This window comes from Ruania alkalisoli (genome assembly GCF_014960965.1).
GTDB classification, from domain to species: Bacteria; Actinomycetota; Actinomycetes; order Actinomycetales; family Beutenbergiaceae; genus Ruania; species Ruania alkalisoli.
Window position 1 is genome coordinate 1,956,801 of sequence record NZ_CP063169.1, and the last position, 16,452, is coordinate 1,973,252.

The 16,452-nt window shown below is 69.1% G+C and carries 17 protein-coding genes; 8 read left to right on the forward strand and 9 right to left on the reverse strand.

Features of this window, described 5'->3' with window-relative positions:
- Positions 1-37 precede the first annotated feature (37 nt).
- Both IM660_RS08585 and IM660_RS08590 read right to left on the reverse strand, forming a co-directional pair.
- Positions 38-586, reverse strand: a complete 549-nt coding sequence (locus IM660_RS08585; protein ID WP_193498908.1) for a YbaK/EbsC family protein — start codon at positions 584-586, stop codon at positions 38-40.
- Positions 586-1,113, reverse strand: a complete 528-nt coding sequence (locus tag IM660_RS08590; protein WP_193498909.1) for a YbhB/YbcL family Raf kinase inhibitor-like protein — start codon at positions 1,111-1,113, stop codon at positions 586-588. The genes IM660_RS08585 and IM660_RS08590 overlap by 1 nt, the downstream gene beginning before the upstream one ends.
- 216 nt (positions 1,114-1,329) lie before the next feature.
- On the opposite strand from IM660_RS08590, the gene IM660_RS08595 reads away from it, so the two are divergent.
- From IM660_RS08595 to IM660_RS08610, 4 genes are all read left to right on the forward strand, one after another.
- Positions 1,330-2,181: a hypothetical protein gene (locus IM660_RS08595; protein ID WP_193498910.1), complete on the forward strand. Its 852-nt coding sequence runs from the start codon at positions 1,330-1,332 to the stop codon at positions 2,179-2,181.
- 5 nt (positions 2,182-2,186) lie between these two features.
- The gene (locus IM660_RS08600; protein WP_246465222.1) at positions 2,187-3,845 is read left to right on the forward strand and encodes a DNA polymerase Y family protein; all 1,659 of its coding nucleotides are present in this window, start codon (positions 2,187-2,189) and stop codon (positions 3,843-3,845) included.
- A 158-nt stretch (positions 3,846-4,003) separates the two neighbouring features.
- A complete protein-coding gene (locus IM660_RS08605) occupies positions 4,004-4,606 on the forward strand; it encodes a ClpP family protease (RefSeq protein ID WP_193498912.1) in 603 nt (200 codons plus the stop codon).
- Positions 4,603-5,211, forward strand: coding sequence for a ClpP family protease (locus tag IM660_RS08610; protein ID WP_193498913.1), 609 nt, complete (start codon positions 4,603-4,605; stop codon positions 5,209-5,211). The genes IM660_RS08605 and IM660_RS08610 overlap by 4 nt, the downstream gene beginning before the upstream one ends.
- Positions 5,212-5,259: 48 nt before the next feature.
- On the opposite strand, the gene IM660_RS08615 is transcribed toward IM660_RS08610, so the two are convergent.
- Both IM660_RS08615 and IM660_RS08620 read right to left on the reverse strand, forming a co-directional pair.
- Complete coding sequence (locus IM660_RS08615) at positions 5,260-5,628, reverse strand: helix-turn-helix domain-containing protein (protein WP_193498914.1); 369 nt, start codon at positions 5,626-5,628, stop codon at positions 5,260-5,262.
- Between the two features lie 81 nt (positions 5,629-5,709).
- The gene (locus IM660_RS08620) at positions 5,710-6,387 is read right to left on the reverse strand and encodes an HAD family hydrolase (protein WP_193498915.1); all 678 of its coding nucleotides are present in this window, start codon (positions 6,385-6,387) and stop codon (positions 5,710-5,712) included.
- Between the two features lie 345 nt (positions 6,388-6,732).
- Here IM660_RS08620 and IM660_RS08625 point away from each other — a divergent pair, with 345 nt between their 5' ends.
- The 3 genes from IM660_RS08625 to IM660_RS08635 all read left to right on the forward strand — a co-directional run bounded on the left by IM660_RS08625 (position 6,733) and on the right by IM660_RS08635 (position 11,396).
- Positions 6,733-7,194, forward strand: a complete 462-nt coding sequence (locus tag IM660_RS08625) for a DUF6318 family protein (protein WP_193498916.1) — start codon at positions 6,733-6,735, stop codon at positions 7,192-7,194.
- A gap of 143 nt (positions 7,195-7,337) precedes the next feature.
- Entirely contained in the window at positions 7,338-8,057 is a 720-nt protein-coding gene (locus tag IM660_RS08630; protein WP_193498917.1) for a hypothetical protein, read from the forward strand.
- 159 nt (positions 8,058-8,216) lie between these two features.
- The gene (locus IM660_RS08635; RefSeq protein WP_193498918.1) at positions 8,217-11,396 is read left to right on the forward strand and encodes an error-prone DNA polymerase; all 3,180 of its coding nucleotides are present in this window, start codon (positions 8,217-8,219) and stop codon (positions 11,394-11,396) included.
- Here the strand turns inward: IM660_RS08635 and IM660_RS08640 are convergent.
- From IM660_RS08640 to IM660_RS08655, 4 genes are all read right to left on the reverse strand, one after another.
- Complete coding sequence (locus IM660_RS08640; RefSeq protein ID WP_210769101.1) at positions 11,379-12,050, reverse strand: spermidine synthase; 672 nt, start codon at positions 12,048-12,050, stop codon at positions 11,379-11,381. The genes IM660_RS08635 and IM660_RS08640 overlap by 18 nt on opposite strands.
- Entirely contained in the window at positions 12,047-13,264 is a 1,218-nt protein-coding gene (locus tag IM660_RS08645) for an AI-2E family transporter (RefSeq protein WP_343072093.1), read from the reverse strand. The genes IM660_RS08640 and IM660_RS08645 overlap by 4 nt, the downstream gene beginning before the upstream one ends.
- Before the next feature lie 78 nt (positions 13,265-13,342).
- Positions 13,343-14,314 (reverse strand): aminoglycoside phosphotransferase family protein, encoded by a 972-nt coding sequence (locus IM660_RS08650; protein ID WP_193498919.1) that lies wholly within the window; start codon positions 14,312-14,314, stop codon positions 13,343-13,345.
- Positions 14,311-14,976 carry an HAD hydrolase-like protein gene (locus IM660_RS08655; protein WP_193498920.1) on the reverse strand — a complete coding sequence of 222 codons (666 nt, stop codon included), beginning with the start codon at positions 14,974-14,976 and terminating at the stop codon, positions 14,311-14,313. Before IM660_RS08655 ends, IM660_RS08650 begins: the two co-directional genes overlap by 4 nt.
- Before the next feature lie 50 nt (positions 14,977-15,026).
- Here IM660_RS08655 and IM660_RS08660 point away from each other — a divergent pair, with 50 nt between their 5' ends.
- On the forward strand, positions 15,027-15,854 hold the full coding sequence (locus tag IM660_RS08660) for a pentapeptide repeat-containing protein (RefSeq protein WP_193498921.1): 828 nt from the start codon (positions 15,027-15,029) through the stop codon (positions 15,852-15,854).
- 87 nt (positions 15,855-15,941) lie between these two features.
- Here IM660_RS08660 and IM660_RS08665 read toward each other — a convergent pair whose 3' ends face one another.
- On the reverse strand, positions 15,942-16,415 hold the full coding sequence (locus IM660_RS08665) for a tRNA (cytidine(34)-2'-O)-methyltransferase (RefSeq protein ID WP_193498922.1): 474 nt from the start codon (positions 16,413-16,415) through the stop codon (positions 15,942-15,944).
- Positions 16,416-16,452 lie beyond the last annotated feature (37 nt).

Genomic DNA, 16,452 nt, shown 5'->3' on the forward strand with positions numbered 1-16,452 from the left:
GATGCCTGCTGCGCGGCGCCCCGACCGGCGGAACCTCTCACTCCTTCGCGAGCCCCTCCACGATCTCAGACCCCGGCAGTTCGGCGAGCACCTCACCGGGCAGCAGGATCTTCGAGCCGCGGATACCGCTGCCGATGATCGCAGGGCTCGCCGTGGTGCGGGTGTCGAGCAGCACCCGGTACTGGCCGGGTAGCCCGATGGGCGTGATGCCGCCGTACTCCATCCCGGCGTCGGTCACCGCCCGGTCGGTGGGCAGGAACGAGGCCTTGCGCACGTCCAGCAGCTTCTTGATGGTGGAGTTCACGTCCGCCCGGGTGGTGGCACGCACGATGGCTGCGGCGAGGCGCTCCTCGCCGTTGCGTTTGCCGGCCACCAGCACGCAGTTGGCCGAGGCCTCCAGCGGCAGTTCGTAGGTGGCCGTCATGTCGGCGGTGTCTGCCTGGTCCGGATCGATCGGCGCCACCAGCACCTGCCCGACGGCGTCCGGCGAGTTTTTCGCCCAGGCCTCCAGCGCCTGGCGCACCGGCGCCGCCAGCAGGTGCGGGTGGTCCAGAGCGGGGGACCAGTCGAGGGTGCCGAACCGCATCAGCGCTGGTAGGTCGCGGTCAGCGTGCCACGGCCGAGGGTGTGGAACAGGGCCAGGAACGAGGCCTTGGTGGCGCTGTCCTCACTGGTGAGCTCGAGTGTGGGGACGTCGAGGGCGTGGACGGCGAAGACGTACCGGTGCGCGCGGTCGCCCGGGGGAGGCGCGGCTCCCTCGTAGGCGAAAGCTCCGCCGTCGGTGCGCAGGTGGAATGCGGCACCGGGCAGGCTGAGGTCGCTCTCCCCGGCGCCCTGCTCCAGGGTGGAGACTGAGGAGTCCAGGTCGGTCACGGTCCAGTGCCAGTAGCCGGCGGGTGTGGGGGCGTCGGGGTCGAAGCAGGTGACCAGCAGTCCCTCGGTGCCCTCGGGCAGGTCGCTCCAGATCAGGGTGGGGGACGTGTTCTGCCCGTCGGCTGCGAACTGGGAGTCCATCGGTTCGCCCTCGCTGATGTCCGGGCTGGTCAGAGGGAACGAGGGGACGGTGGGCAGGATCTCGTAGGGGTGCGGGGCCACGGGGCGCTGCAGGTCCATGACACGTCCTTTCCGATCGACGGCGTCGGTCCCAACCTACGACGCTTCGCGCCTGCATGGGTTCTCTGCCGGGACATCGGCGGTGGTGTGTCGCACACGATCTCTCTGGCTCGGGAGGTCTTGACATGAGCCGGCAGGCGACGTGTACTTGTTCGAACCGATGTTCGATGTCGGTGGTCGCTCCTACCGTGCAGCGCAGAGAGAAGGGAGGGACTGATGAGCCTCACAGTGAGACCGGTGATGGAGCCCATGCCGTCCTCGCCTGCGCCTGTGCAGTCGCGGCCGCCGCTGGATCAGCTCTCTGAAGCGGCGACACGACTGGACGCAGCGCGGAGGGCGCTCGCCACCGCCGAGTCGGCGGTGGGGGTGCGCGCCCGGCTGGGATCAGCCGAGAAAGTCGTGCCGTTGACACCGCCGGCGGAAAGCGACCCGGGCGGTCGCGACAGCGGCCAGCGAGTGGATCTGGAGCGAGCCGTCGACATCCCCGGTGGCCTTGCTCCACTTTTCCCGGCAGGCATGTGCCGGGGCAGTGCGGTGCAAGTTCTCGGCAGTACCTCGGTGCTGCTCTCCCTGGCGGCTGCGGCGGCCAGGGAGGGGGCATGGTGCGCGATGGTGGGGCTCCCGGACCTGGGCCTCGCGGCTGCGGCCGAGCTGGGGCTACCGCTGGAGCGTACGGTCGTGGTCCCACGCCCGGGGCCGGATCTGGCTGCGGTGCTCGGTGCCCTGGTGGACGGGGTGGACGTGCTGGTGGTTGGTTCCACAACCGCATTGCTCGACAGGGAGCGTCGCACACTCGGCTCACGGGTCCGGGTCCGGGAGGCGGTGCTGCTCACCGCTGGTCCCTGGCCGGGTGCCGACGTCGTGCTCAAGGTGGATCCGGGTGCCTGGTATGGCATCGGGCGAGGCAGCGGCATGCTGCACTCCGGTGAGGTGACCATCGCTGCACGGCACCGGCGGGGCGATGCGTCGCTGGTCGTTCGCGCACGCCGCAGTGGGAACGGATGGGAGTCGGCGCAGACCCCGGCGCTCGACATGCAACGACCGGGCGAACTGGTGCGAGCGGGGTGAGTGCAGTGAGTGCTGCAGTGTCAGAGCACGTCCCAGCTGGGCGGGAGGAGCCAGCGACCCGGCTGGCCGTCCTCTGGGTGCCGGACTGGCCGGTGGTCGCTGCCGTGCTGGAGGGATTGGTGCAGGCCCATCAGCCCATCGCAGTGCACGATGCGCGGGGCGTTGTGGCGGCATCTGCTCGAGCCCGGGCGAGCGGGGTTCGCCGGGGGCAGCGCCGCAGGGCCGCGCAGTCCTTGTGCCCCGATCTCGTGCTCGCCCCGATGGACGAAGGCCGGGACGTGTCTGCTTTCGAGGCGGTGGTTCAGGCGGTCGAAGGGGACGTGCCGCAGGTGCAGGTGATGCGCCCCGGGGTGGTCGTCCTCGCAGCCCAGGGGCCTCGCCGTTATTTCGGTTCGGAGGAGGCGGTCGCGGACACTCTGATCGGGGCAGCGGCCAGCGCGGGGGTCGAGGCGCAGGTGGGGGTGGCGGACGGGCAACTCGCTGCGTTGATCGCCGCGCGCGAGTCAGTGCTGGTTCCTCCCGGGGCCTCGGCTGCTTTCCTCGCCGGCAGGGATGTGCGCGATCTCGTGCACGTGACCACCACCCGGCAGGCACGGGCGGAGATGACTGAGTTCACGGGTGTGCTGCGCCGACTGGGAATCACCACCCTGGGCGCGTTGGCGCAGATGCGCTCGGGGCAGGTCGCCGCCCGATTCGGTGCCTTGGGATCTCAGGCTCGGCGACTGGCGGCCGGGCTGGACGGTCAACCCCCTTCTGGACGGCGGGGCGAGCCGGATCTGACGAGTGCGGCCGAACTCGACCCACCCGCGCAGCGGATGGACACGGCCGCCTTCGCGGCCAGGCGGCTCGCCGAAGATCTGCATGCGCGGATGATGCGACGCGGTGTGCTCTGCGGTCGGCTTCGGGTGCGGGCGCGAACAGAGGACGGGGCTGAGTTGGAACGCACCTGGCGGATCGAGGGGGTGCTCGCGACCACTGAACTGACTGACCGGGTGCGGTGGCAACTTGACGGGTGGCTTAGCGGCCGCAGCGGTCGTCCGCCCAGTGCGGCGCTGACCCGCCTGACTCTCACTGCGGAGGAAGTGTCTCCCGCGAACACGGTTGCCGAGGGCCTATGGGGGAGAGTCGGTCGTGGGGAGCGGCAGGCTGGCCGGGCAGCGCTGCGGGTGCAGGGGATGCTCGGCGCCGATGGTGTGCTCGCTCCGGTCACCGAAGGTGGTCGCTCCCCACGGGACCGGGTGCGGCTGGTGGCCTGGGGCGACGACGTAACCCCGGTCCGCGATCCTGCCCAGCCGTGGCCGGGGCAGATCCCGCAGCCGCTGCCGGCCACGGTTCCTGCAGAGCCGGTACCGGTCAGGGTGCTGGACCAAGCAGGGGATTCGGTGGGTGTCGATGATCGTGGTGCGCTCTCCGGGATGCCGGCCCGGGTGGAGATGGCGCCTGTGCGCCAAGGGCACCCCGCGCGGCAGGCAGCGCATCCCAGCGGGAAGGCGATGCCGCGCCGTCTGGCGGTGTCCCGGTGGGCGGGTCCATGGCCGGTGCACGAGCGATGGTGGGCAGGTCAAGGTGCGCGGTACTACCTGCAGGTGGCGGGAGAGGAGGGAGTCGCGCTGCTGCTCTCCGGGGACGGAGAGCAGTGGTGGGCTGAGGGGATCTACGACTGATCGGTGCTGATGAACCTGCCGTGAGTCCAGAGCGGTGCCGGGGGAGGTTCAGCGGTGTCGCTGGATCTGCCCACAGCAGATCTGCCCGCAGACGCATGGGCACCGCAGGGCCGGGTGAGGTGCGCATGGTGGTGATCCACCACGAAAGGGAGACTGCCATGACCGAGACACCACCGATGACCGAGCAGCTGGCCGAGGCTTTGATGCAGCAACGCGTGATCGTCATCTCCGAAGAGGTCGAAGACTCCCTCGCTGCCCGGGTGTGCAGCCAGCTCATCCTGCTCTCCGCTCAGGATCCGACGGCGGATATCGCCCTGCTCATCCACTCACCCGGAGGGTCGGTGCCGGCCGGGCTGGCTATGTACGACACGATGCGGCTCATCCCCAACGATGTGATCACGCTCGGGATGGGGCTGGCCGCGAGTATGGGGCAGGTTCTCCTGTGCGCTGGCGCCCCGGGGAAGCGGTACGCCCTGCCGCATGCCCGCATCCTCATGCACCAGGGATCGGCCGGACTGCAGGGCACCGCTGTGGACATCGCCATCCAGGCCGAGAACCTCGAGCACACCAAGGCCACGATGCTGGCGCTCATCGCCGAGCACACCGGGCAACCGGTCGAACGGATCGAGGCCGACTCCGACCGGGACCGGTGGTTCACCGCCGAGCAGGCGCGCGAGTACGGCTTCGTGGACGAGATCGTCACGTCGATGGCTCAGGTGATTCCGGGGCGCCGGCGGGCGGGACTGGGGGCGCAGCGATGACCGGCCAGTACACGATCCCCAGCGTGATCGAACGGACCAGCAGCGGTGAACGCGCTGCCGACGTCTACTCCCGGCTGCTCGGAGACCGCATCGTCTTCCTCGGCACCGAGATCGATGACGGGGTCGCCAACGCCGTCATCGCTCAGCTCATCCATCTCGAATCGGCCGACCCTGGTGGTGAGATCAACCTCTACATCAATTCTCCTGGCGGGTCGGTGACGGCGATGCTTGCCATCTACGACACGATGCGGTTTGTCCGTGCCCCGATCGCCACCATCTGCGTGGGGCAGGCAGCCTCCAGTGCCGCCGTACTGCTCGCAGCAGGGGAGCCCGGACGCCGAGGAGTGCTCCCGCACGCCCGGGTACTGCTGCACCCGCCGTCGATGGGTGGGCGCGGGGCACTCCCGGACCTGCAGATCCAGGCCGCCGAGATCGCCCGGCTGCGCCATGCCGTCGACGAGGTACTCTCAGCCCACACGGGCCAGCCGCTGGACGTGCTGCAGGCGGATACGTCCAGGGACAGGATCTTCACCAGCGAGCAGGCGGTGGCCTACGGGTTAGCCGACGAGGTGGTGGCGAGCAGGAAGGAACTGTCAGCGGCGTGAGGCAGAAGTGACCAGGAAGGCCTGGCGCGGGGCGGTCGTGGAGACTTCTCAGACAGCTGCAGCCAGCAACTGAGGTGCCGCGCCGTCGAGCGTGTGCGAAGCGCGCGTGGTGAGGGTGGCGAGATCGAGGTCGAGCGCTCCGGCGATGGCAGCGAGAATCTCCGAGGACGCTTCCTTGCGGCCGCGTTCCACCTCGGAGAGGTACTGCGGGGAGATCCCCGCCTGACCGGCGACATCGGTGAGATGTCGTTCCTGGTCGCGGCGCTCGCGGCGAAGCTCATGTCCCAGCGCTTCCCGCCACAGCAGCGGACGTAGCGGCTCCGGCCGGGATCGCCCAAGGGGCGGACGCTGGACTCGTAGGTTGTCGGTGACCTGGGAGGTGCGCCGAGGGCCGGGGAACTGCAGGACTTCACCCATGACGTGATCGTAGGCCGCCGGTGCCTGGTGCGCTGCCGCGTTCGTCCGGGGCGAACGACCGGGTGGGTATGGTCTGCCGGTTTACGCGTGCTGTGGTGTGCCCTCGGCGCGTGCAAGCCCAGCCTGGACGTCCGCGGTTGTCACTGAGTCCAGCGACGGGAGGAGCCGGGCCGGGACGCCCGGGTCCGAGGTGTGGCCGGTGAGGAACCAGACGGCAAGGCCCGCACGGTGGGCGCTGGTGGCGCCGGCGGCAGAGTCCTCGAATGCGATGCTGCGCGCCGGGTCGATCCCCAAGCGAGTTGCTGCTGTGAGGTACGGCTCCGGGTCGGGTTTGGGTGCGCTGACGTCGTCCGAGCTGACAGCCAGGCGGAGCGCACCGTGGGGTGCTACCTCCAGCAGCAACTCGGCGTTGGTGCGCGTGTTGTTGGTGACCAAGGCGCACGGCACTCCGGCTGCGGCCAGCTCTGTCAGCAGTTCCCGCGCCCCGGGCAGCCAGGGCATCTCGGCCCGCATCTGTGCGGAGACGTGAGCGACCGCCTGGTTGATGATCTCCTCGATACTCCCGGGGACCCCGCGGTCGCGGAGAATCGTGGCCCAGCGCTCCATCGGGCGACCGATCGAGGCTTCGAAGTCCTCCTGGGACCAGACAGTGCCGGCGCCCGCTGCGAGGGACTCTTGAGCTGACTGCCAGTGAGGTTCGGTGTCGACGAGCGTGCCGTCCATGTCGAACAGGACGCCGGCGGGCAGGGGAGAGGTCACCTGCTCACGGTACTGGTGGTGCGGCGGGTGGATGAGTGACGTCGCGCCGATCTGGGTGGTGCAGTTGGTCACATTGCGGCGACCGGTGGCTGCAGCGCCCGATCCTGTGTCGCACGAGGTTGCGGTATGAGATTTCCACAGGGGGCCTGCGGTGCTGCGGTGAGCTATGGCAGTCTCGTGCGCATGATTTCTCGGGGGATGGTGTGGGTCGGGTGGCGTGGTGCCGTGCTCGCGTTGGGTGTGGGGGTGGTGCTGGGGGCGTGTACGCCTTCTGATACTGAGCCAACTCCGACGGCGGAGCCCACCTCGAGGAGTGCGTCGCCTTCGGAGTCGGGTGAGCCGACGGTGGAGCCGACGGATGAGCGGCCGGAGGTGGATCCGCCGGAGCGGCCGGTGGCGATGGGGGAGGAGTCGGTTGAGGGGGCGATTGCGGCGGCGGAGTATTTCATCGAACTCCAGGAGTATGTCTTCGCGACAGGGAGTCTGGAGCAGTGGGAGCAGCTCAGCGATGACGGGTGCGGCTTCTGTGTGAACGTGAGCGAGCAGATTGAGTCGCACTTCGCCGATGGTGGACACATCGAAGGCGGTGAAGTCGAGGTCTACTCACGTGACGGGGGAGGCCCGTACGAGAACGGGACCTATATCGCGGAGCTCGGCGTCCGCATCGCTAGTTCGGAGTTCGTTGCGAGTGATGGTACGAGCATGAGCTATCCAGGTGACGATGAGCCGGAGTTCGTCTTCTCGATGTTGTGGCGAGACGACGCTTGGATTGTGCTCGGTGCCGTTGCCGGGCAGGAGCCCGAGTAATGCGTCCTGCGCTGGGATCGTTGGCCCTGCTGTCCACAGTTGCGTTGATCGGGGTGGGAGCGTCCTCTTCGTTAGCGGACGAACCCGCCGACGACACATGGTTCGACACGACGTGGAGCGAGGACGGTGCTGATGTAGAGGGGATGAGCAACTGGACTTCTGAGAAGGCGGCCGAGCATGCTGCCAACGAGGCTGATAGCTCCGGTGGAGTTGTTGGTATTGGCATCATCGCGTCTCCGGATCCGGCGTTGTTTGAGTTCGATGGTCCGGATGGGATGTGTGTGGTGACTGATGGTGTGGCGCCGGTGGCGGGGTTGGTGCCGTGTGATGATCGGCCGTCTGATGAGGAGCCGGTTGATGAGGGTGATGGTGAGGAGGCGGATGATCCGGAGCCGGTGATCATCTCGGTGTCGGCATCTGATTTTGCTGAGTTGCCGTTGGTGCCTGGGCGGGTGCGGGTGCAGCCGGAGGGGCAGTCGTGGACGGTGGTGAATCTGGACACGATTGCGTACACGGCTGGTGATCCGCAGGTGCTGTCGGTGCAGGTGTTGGGGTTTGAGGTGGCGGTGCGGGCGACTCCGGTGGAGTTCTCGTGGGATTTTGGGGATGGGTCGGTTCCGGTGGTGACTACTGATCCGGGGTTGCCGTTTCCGGATCACACGGTCGCTCATGCCTACAGTGCGGTGGCCGAGGAGCGTCGGGTGTCGTTGACGACGACATGGGTGGGGGAGTTCCAGGTCGCTGGTCAGGGTCCGTGGATCCCGATTGCGGGGACGGCGCAGACGGTGAGCGTGTCTGACCCGTTCGAGGTGGTGGAAGTCAGGACCCGGTTGGTGCCGGGCCCGCAAGCCGACCGCAACTGAACGGGATCTGACCAGGATCGCACTCAGGCGACCGGCTGGGTGCGACCGGCTCGAGGTTCGCCCTGGTGGAGCAGTCCCCGCCCAGGTGTCCGGCCCAGAGCACGAGCTCTGCTCCCGGTCCGGGCCTGGCCGCAGATCGCATCGCCTACACTGGAACGTATGTTCGAAGGGTATGCCGAGCTGCACGCCCACTCCGCGTTCAGCTTCCTCGATGGCGCCAGCCAGCCCGAGGAACTGGTGGCCGAGGCCGCCAGGCTCGGGCTGAGCGCGATCGCGCTCACCGATCACAACGGCCTGTACGGGGTGGTCCGCTTCTCCGAGGCCGCCCGCGCCGCGAAACTGCCCGCGCTGTACGGCGCGGAGCTGAGTCTGGATGCCCCGGTCCGCCCCACCGGGATGCCCGACCCGCCCGGCACCCACCTGCTCGTGCTCGCCCGCGGCGCCGAAGGGTACCGGCGGCTCTCACGGTCCATCGCCACCGCTCACCTGGCCAGCGGCACGAAGGGGGAGGCGGTCTACCACCTACCCGAGCTCGCCGACCTCGCCGCAGGCAACTGGCTGGTGCTCACCGGGTGCCGCAAGGGTGCCGTCCGCCGGGCCCTCGAACCCGAACCCGGCCGGTTCGACCTCGATGCCGCCCGCACCGAGCTCGACCTCCTCACCGACTACTTCGGCGCCGAGAACGTGGCCATCGAGATCACCGACACCGGCGCCCCGCTCGACTCCGTGCGCAATGACGCACTCGCGGAGCTCGCGGCTCGCACCCGGTTGCCGCTGGTGGCCACCGGCGGTGTGCACTGCGCCACCCCCGCAGACCAACGCCTTGCCCACGTGCTGGCCGCGGTGCGCGCCCGGTCCAGTCTCGACGAACTCGACGGCTATCTCCCGGCCGCCGGCTCCCACCTGCGCGGCCCTGCCGAGATGTACGCTCGCCACCACCGCCACCCCCACGCCGTCTCCACGGCCGCCGCGCTGGCAGCTGAGTGCACCTTCGACCTTCGCCTGGTCGCCCCCAACCTGCCGCCATGCCCCGTGCCAGCCGGTCACACCGAAGCCACCTGGCTGCGTGAACTCACCTACCGCGGCGCCCGGGAACGCTACGGCCCACCCGAGTCGGCCCGCGCGGCCTACGCCAAACTCACCTACGAGCTCGACATCATCACCGCTCTGGAATTCCCCGGCTACTTCCTCATCATTCACGAGATCGTCGACTTCTGCCGCCGCGAGGGCATCCTCTGCCAAGGCCGCGGCTCGGCCGCCAATTCCGCCGTCTGCTACGCCCTCGGCATCACCGCCGTGGACGCCGTGCAGCATCAGCTGCTGTTCGAACGCTTCCTCTCCCCAGGCCGCACCGGACCACCCGACATCGACCTCGACATCGAGTCGGGCCGCCGGGAGGAGGTCATCCAGCACGTCTACGCCAGCTACGGGCGCACCCACGCCGCGCAGGTGGCGAACGTCATCTCTTACCGGCCCCGCTCCGCCGTCCGGGACGCCGCCCGTGCCTTCGGCTACGAGACCGGGCAGCAGGACGCCTGGTCGAAGTCCATCGAGCACTGGGGCCCCTTGCGTGGCTCCCAGCGCGACAACGACCTCGAGACCATCCCAGCCCACGTCGTCGACACCGCCGAGAAGATGCTTCGCCTGCCCCGCCACCTGGGCATCCACTCCGGTGGCATGGTGCTGTGCGACCGGCCCGTGATCGACGTCTGCCCGGTCGAGTGGGCCACGATGCCCGGGCGCACTGTGCTGCAGTGGGACAAGGACGACTGCGCCGACGCCGGTCTGGTGAAGTTCGACCTGCTCGGCCTCGGGATGCTCACCGCGCTGCGGCTGGCGTTCACCACGATCCGCGAGATGGAAGGGATCGAGCTCGGTCTGCACTCCCTCCCGCAGGAAGACCCGGCGGTGTACGACCTGCTCTGTGCCGCCGACACCGTCGGGGTGTTCCAGGTGGAGTCCCGCGCCCAGATGGCCACCCTGCCGCGGCTGAAGCCCCGCACCTTCTACGACATCGTCGTCGAGGTCGCCCTCATCCGCCCCGGACCCATCCAGGGCGATGCGGTGCATCCCTACATCGAACGCCGCAACAAACGCCAGCAGGTCACTTACCTTCACCCCCTGCTCGAACCAGCCTTGAAGAAGACCCTCGGCGTGCCGCTGTTTCAGGAGCAGCTCATGCAGATCGCCATCGACGTCGCCTCCTTCACCCCCGACGAGGCCGACCAACTGCGCCGGGCGATGGGATCCAAACGCTCCGCGGAACGGATGGAGGCCCTGCATCAGCGGCTGCTGGACGGGATGGCGGCCAACGGTGTGAGCCTCGAGATCGGTGAGCAGATCTTCGACAAGCTCAAGGCGTTCGCTGACTTCGGCTTCCCCGAGTCGCACGCTTTCTCCTTCGCCTACCTCGTCTACGCCAGTGCCTGGCTCAAGGTGCACCACCCGGAGGCCTTTTACGCGGGCCTGCTCGCCGCCCAGCCGATGGGGTTCTACTCCCCGCAGTCGCTGGTGGCCGACGCCCGCCGACGGGGGGTCCGCGTGGAGCGAGCGAGCGTGGTCCGTTCGCAGGTCCAGGCCAGTGTGGAGCAAGTCTCATCCCCCGACGGCGGAGCGTTAGCCCTGCGCCTCGGCCTCGCCCCGGTCCGGGGCGTGGGGGAGGAGACCGCTGAGCGGATCGTCACCGCCCGGGAGCGGGCACCGTTCACCGATGTCGCTGATCTCGCCCGCCGGGTGCGGTTGAGCACCGCCCAACTCGAGGCGCTCGCCACAGCCGGTGCCCTGGCAGACCTGGGGCACGAGCGCCGCCAGGGGTTGTGGGTGGCGGGGGCGCTCGCCGGGGAGAGTGGGAAGACGCGCGGCGGCTGGATCGCCGAACCCTTGCCGTTCACCTCGGTCGGGTTGGATGTGCCAGACCTGCCCGCGATGGACGAGGTGACCACTGCGGTGGCGGACGTGTGGGCCACGGGGGTCTCGCCGTCCTCGTTCCCCACGCAGTTCCGCCGCGACGACCTGGACAAAGCCGGGGTGCTGCGGGTCACTGACGTGCCCGGCGCTGGATCCGGTGCCCGGGTCCGGGCAGCTGGGGTGGTCACCCACCGGCAACGCCCCGGCACTGCCAAGGGCGTCACCTTCCTCTCCCTGGAGGATGAGACCGGACTGCTGAACGTGATCTGCTCGGCCGGGCTGTGGCAGCGCTACCGCAGAGTCGCGCTCGGCAGTGCCGCGCTGGTGGTGCGTGGGGTGGTCGAGTATGCCGACGGTGTCACGAACCTCATGGCCGACCGGATCGAGGCGCTCAGCCTGCGGGTGCCGAGCCGGTCACGGGACTTCCGGTAGCGGTGCCGAGTACAGCCAGTAATGTTCCTCGCGCCCCTGCAGCCGCACCGGCAGTGGTGTCTCCTGGGCCTGGCCGAAGACGCTCGTGAGAGCCTGGCGCAGTTCGGCGGCACGGTTGGCTGCCCACACCACGACCACGCCCCCCGGGCGCAGCACCCGGCGCACCTGGGCCAGGAAACTCTCGCGGTACAGCGTGGCGTTGCGCTCATGCACGAGGTAGCCGGGACCGTTATCGACATCGAGCAGCGCCACATCGACCGTGTGCGAGGGTGTGTGAGTCACCACGTCCGCCAGGTCGGCCACGGCGACCTCGACCCGGTCGTCGGCCAGCAGTTGCGGGCCGTGCGGTACGTACCCCTGCGCCATCCAGTCGACCACCGCCGGCTCCAGCTCGGCCACTCGCACATGCTCGACCCGCGGGTCCGTGAGCACCTCGGCTGTGGTAAATCCCAGGCCCAGCCCGCCCACCAACACCGAGGACGCCCGGGGAGCCTGGGCCAGCGCCGCATCGGCGAGGGCGCGTTCGGTGGAGGTCTCGGCAGTGTCCATCACGAACACCCCGTTCACACGCAGTTCGAGCGTCTGACCGCGGCGCAGCAGTGCGACCTCACCTCGCGGGGAGTGCCGTGCGGCGACCAGCTCGCTGGCTGTCACGATCGGGGGAGAACGTCCGGTTCTTCGACGTCCTCCATTGGTGGGTCCACGGTACGCAGCCGGGCGTACACAGCCCAGATCACTGCGACGATCGGGATGACGATGATGGCCCCCAGGATCCCAGCCACCAGCGTGCCGGAGGTGACCGCCAGCGCCACTGCCACCGGGTGCAGGGAGACCTGCTTACCCATCACCAACGGCTGCAGCACGTGCCCTTCGAACTGCCCGATCAAGGCGATCGCAATGCCGACGATCACCGCGTTCCAGAAGCCGTTCACGGCGAGCGCCACGATCATTGCCACGATCATCGCTGCAGGAGCACCGACCAGCGGGATGAACGCACCGATGAACACCAGCACGGCCAGGGGGGCGGCGAGCGGCACCCCGGCGATCAGCAGCACGATCAGGGCGAGTACGCCGTCGACCAGGGCGATGATGACGGTGCCACGCGCGTAGCCGGAGAAGGTGTACCAGCCCACGCCGCCGGCGATCAGCCACTTCTCGCGCAGCCGTGAGGGCAGTTGGTTGATGAACCAGCGCCACATCTCGTTCCCGCGCGCCAGGAAGAATACGGTCGTGAAGGTTGCCAGCGCCAGGATGGCGAAGGTCTCGAATACCGACCCCGCACCTTCGGCGGCCCGGTCGAGCAGCTCGGACTGGTTCTCCTGGATCCACTGCAGGCCGGTGTCGGACCACTCGCGCAACTGCTCGGCGGTGATGGAGATCCCGAACGGCAGATTCGCCGCCAGGTTGAAGAGCTCGTCGATGCCGTCGGCGAACTGAGTGGACAACCGCTCCCACTGCCCGGTCACCGACCGGACGACATAGGTGACCATGCCACCGAATACCAGCACTGCCGACAGCATCGACAGGGCAGTGGCAAGCCCGCGCGGCATCACCTTGTCCATCACGTTCACGAACGGGCGCAGCACGGCGGAGAACACCAAAGCGATGAAGACGGCGATGAACACGAGCTGGATCTTCGCCGTCGCCCACACCAGCAGGGCCACCACGGCCACAACCACGAGCAGGCGCCACGACCAGCCGCCGGCCTTGACCATCCAGCGAGGCACGCCGTCGCCGGCCGTCTCGGACCGCAGGTGCCGCTCGGGGAGCCGGTGCGGGTGCAGCCGGGCGCCTCGGGCGGGGGACCGCGTCAGCTTCGGCAAGACCGGAGTCTTGACCGTTGCGACCCGGCGGGTGGTGATCTTCACCCTGTCAGTCTGCCTCAGCGTCGGCCGTTCGTGCGATGGATCGAGTGCGAATCGCCGCGTGATGTTCTGGGCCAGGCGTTAGGGACGTCGTGGCCAGCGGGTGGCGAGTGCCGCCCACAGGCGGACGTGCTCCAGCTCCTCCCGGGTGCGGGCCTGGCGCCGCGGGTCGCGCCAGGTGTCCCATTGCCACAGCACCGACTCCACGCTGCGTGCCAGGGCCCACTCGCAGATCCGCTGGCCCGGGATGCCGAGCGTCTTCTCAGCCAGCCGCACCCGCGCGGCGATCTCGTCGGCCGGGTCGGCGTAGCGAAAAGGCTGGTCGAGCTGGGTGAGCAGCGGCCATAGGTCGTAGGCGGGGTCGCCCACCATCGGTTTCGGGTCGATCGCCAGCCAGTGGCCCGTACCGCCTTGCGGTGCATCCAGGAGCACATTGCCCGGATTGAGGTCCCCGTGCAGCAGCACGCGCGGGCCAGGCATCGCGCCGCGAGTCCCAAATGCTTGCAGCAGCTCCAGGCCGTGCTGCATCGGGTGGTGCGTCTCGGGATAGAGGTGAGACCACCGTGCCGCACGCTCGGCGGCCACGCGTGCCCACGCGGCGCTGACCTCCACCTGATCCGGCACGGGAGCGTCGATCCGGGCGGTGTGCAGGTTCGCCAGCACGTCCAGCCCGGCGCGCAGTCGCACGGGGGCCGGACTTGACTCGTTCAGCATCGGCGTGCCCGGGTGCGCTCGCCGCAGCAGCAACGCCCAGTCGTCGGCGTCGTGATCGAGCAGTTCGACGGCAGCCAGCCCATGCCACATCCGGAGCGCGGTCGCCTCATAGCGGGCCTCGTCGTGCGGGAACGTGATTTTCAGGACCACGGGGGTGCCGTCGGCACGAGCGCCCGGAGCGGTCCAGGCGGCCGTCCCGAGTCCGAACGGCGCGCCGAGCTGCAGGCCCCAGCGGTGCACCGCACGGTCCACGAGTGAGGGAAGCCGGTCCAACCAGGCCCGGCCAGCAGGTGTGGAGCCTGCCCCGGTGGTCAGGGAGGCGGGGAGGTGGATCGTCACCGGTCCACCGGGAGGATGTTCACCTCGAGCAGTTCCCTCACTTGCGCTGCGTGAGCGACGGTCGCGGCGGCGTGGGAGAGGTCGTCGCCTGCGCCGTAACCCCAGCCGGCCACGATGCATGGCACCCCGTGCACGGCTGCCCCCTCGACATCGTGTATACGATCACCGAGCAGAACGGCGCCGGCGGTGTCGGCGCCTTTCTCGCGCAACGTGGTGAGGGCCCGGTCGACCACCACGGCTTTGGTGGAGGAGGGCCCGTCGTCGAGGGCGCCACAGACGGCTGTGAAGTAGCCGGTCAGCTGGGCGTGGTCGAGGATCTGGCGTGCATAGCGCTCGGGTTTCGACGTCGCCAGCGCGATGGGGAGACCCGCACCGTGGAGTGAGACCACCAGGTCCCGCATCCCGTCGAAGACGGGAGCCGCGAGCATCGCGGCGGCCGCGTAGCGGTGGCGGTAGAGCGTGACGGCCTGTTCGAGCTGTGTGGCAGGAACTCCGGCCACGTGCTGCAGGCCCCAGGGGAGCGGGGGGCCGACCACAGACTGGAGCCTCGTGGGGGAAACGGCGGGTAGGCCGAGTTCGCTCAGCGTGTCCGCCACGGTCGCCACGATTCCTGGTGCAGAGTCGATGATCGTGCCGTCCAGGTCGAGCAGGACCGCGGTCACAGGAGAAGGCAACATCACGGCGCCAGCCTATCGAGGGCTAGGCTGATCCGATGGGGCCAGCAGTAGAACTCGTGGCGGACTGCTCAGCATGCGTCGGACTGTGCTGTGTCGGGCTGGGGTTCCGCACCTCGGCGGAGTTCGCTTTCGACAAGGAGCCCGGGCAAGCATGCCAACACCTGGCTGAAGACTTCCGGTGCGGGATCCATGACCGGTTGCGCGGGCGGGGAATGGCCGGCTGTACGACGTTCGACTGCTTCGGTGCGGGCCAGGTGACCACAGCGCGTTTCGCTGAGGCGGCGCAGGATGGCCGGCTCGACGGACCGGACTGGCGCACACCAGCCGTGGCGGGGGAGATGTTCGCTGCCTTCGCGGTCCTACGACGGCTGCACGAGGCACTGTGGCACCTCGATCATGCTGCGGCCCGGGAGGTCGACGATGAGATCCGGCAGGAGGTGGCGCGCGTCAGGGACAGCGTGGCTGCCCAGGCGGCGGGGGAGGCAGACGAACTGCTGCGGATCGATGTCGATGTCAGTTGGCGCAACGTCGCCCCGGTGCTGGCGGCGGTGAGCGAGCAGGTCCGCACAGAGATCAGAGAGGACCCCGCAGATCTGCGCGGGACGGACCACGCCGGTGCAGATCTGCGCCGGCGGGATCTGTGGGCCGCGAACCTGAGGGGTGCAGTCCTCGTCGGCAGCGATCTGCGTGGTGCCGACCTGCGTGCTGCTGACCTGGCCGGAGCCGACCTGCGGGGTGCGCGGCTCGACGAGGCCGATCTGCGCGGCGCGCTCTACTGCACCCAGGCCCAACTCGAAGCCGCTCGCGGCAGCGCCCGCACGCAGCTGCCGGAAGGTGTGCACACGCCCGGCCACTGGGCGTGAGGATGCCGGACCACCGTCGCTAGCGGGCCGGTCTCGTGCGGTACGTGAAGGACACCGGGCGGAGGCGAACCTCGCCATCGGACTGCCTCAGACGCCGTCGACATATCCGTGCTGGCGCCAGGCTTCATACGTGGCGATCGCCGCCGAGTTCGACAGGTTCAGAGAACGCACTCCCGGCCGCATCGGGATCCGCACCAGCGCCGTCATCCGGTCGTCGGTCAGCACATGGGTGGGCAGGCCCTTGGGTTCGGGGCCGAACAGCAGTGCGTCGCCGGGTTCGTAGGCGACATCCGCGAACGATTCCTCGGCGTGCCCGGTGAACGCGAACACCCGGCCGTTGCCGTGGGAGCCCACGTACTGCAGCGCGGCATCGAGATCCGCGTGCACATGCACCCGCGCCAGGTCGTGGTAGTCGAGCCCGGCCCGCCGCAGCTTGGCGTCAGAGAGGTCGAACCCGAGCGGCTCCACCAAGTGCAGCGTGGCGCCGGTGGCGGCGACCATCCGGATCGCGTTGCCCGTGTTCGGGGGGATCCGGGGTTCGTAGAAGACGATGTGGAACACAGCAGACCACGCTAGCGTTCCCACCCGCTGGTGGGTT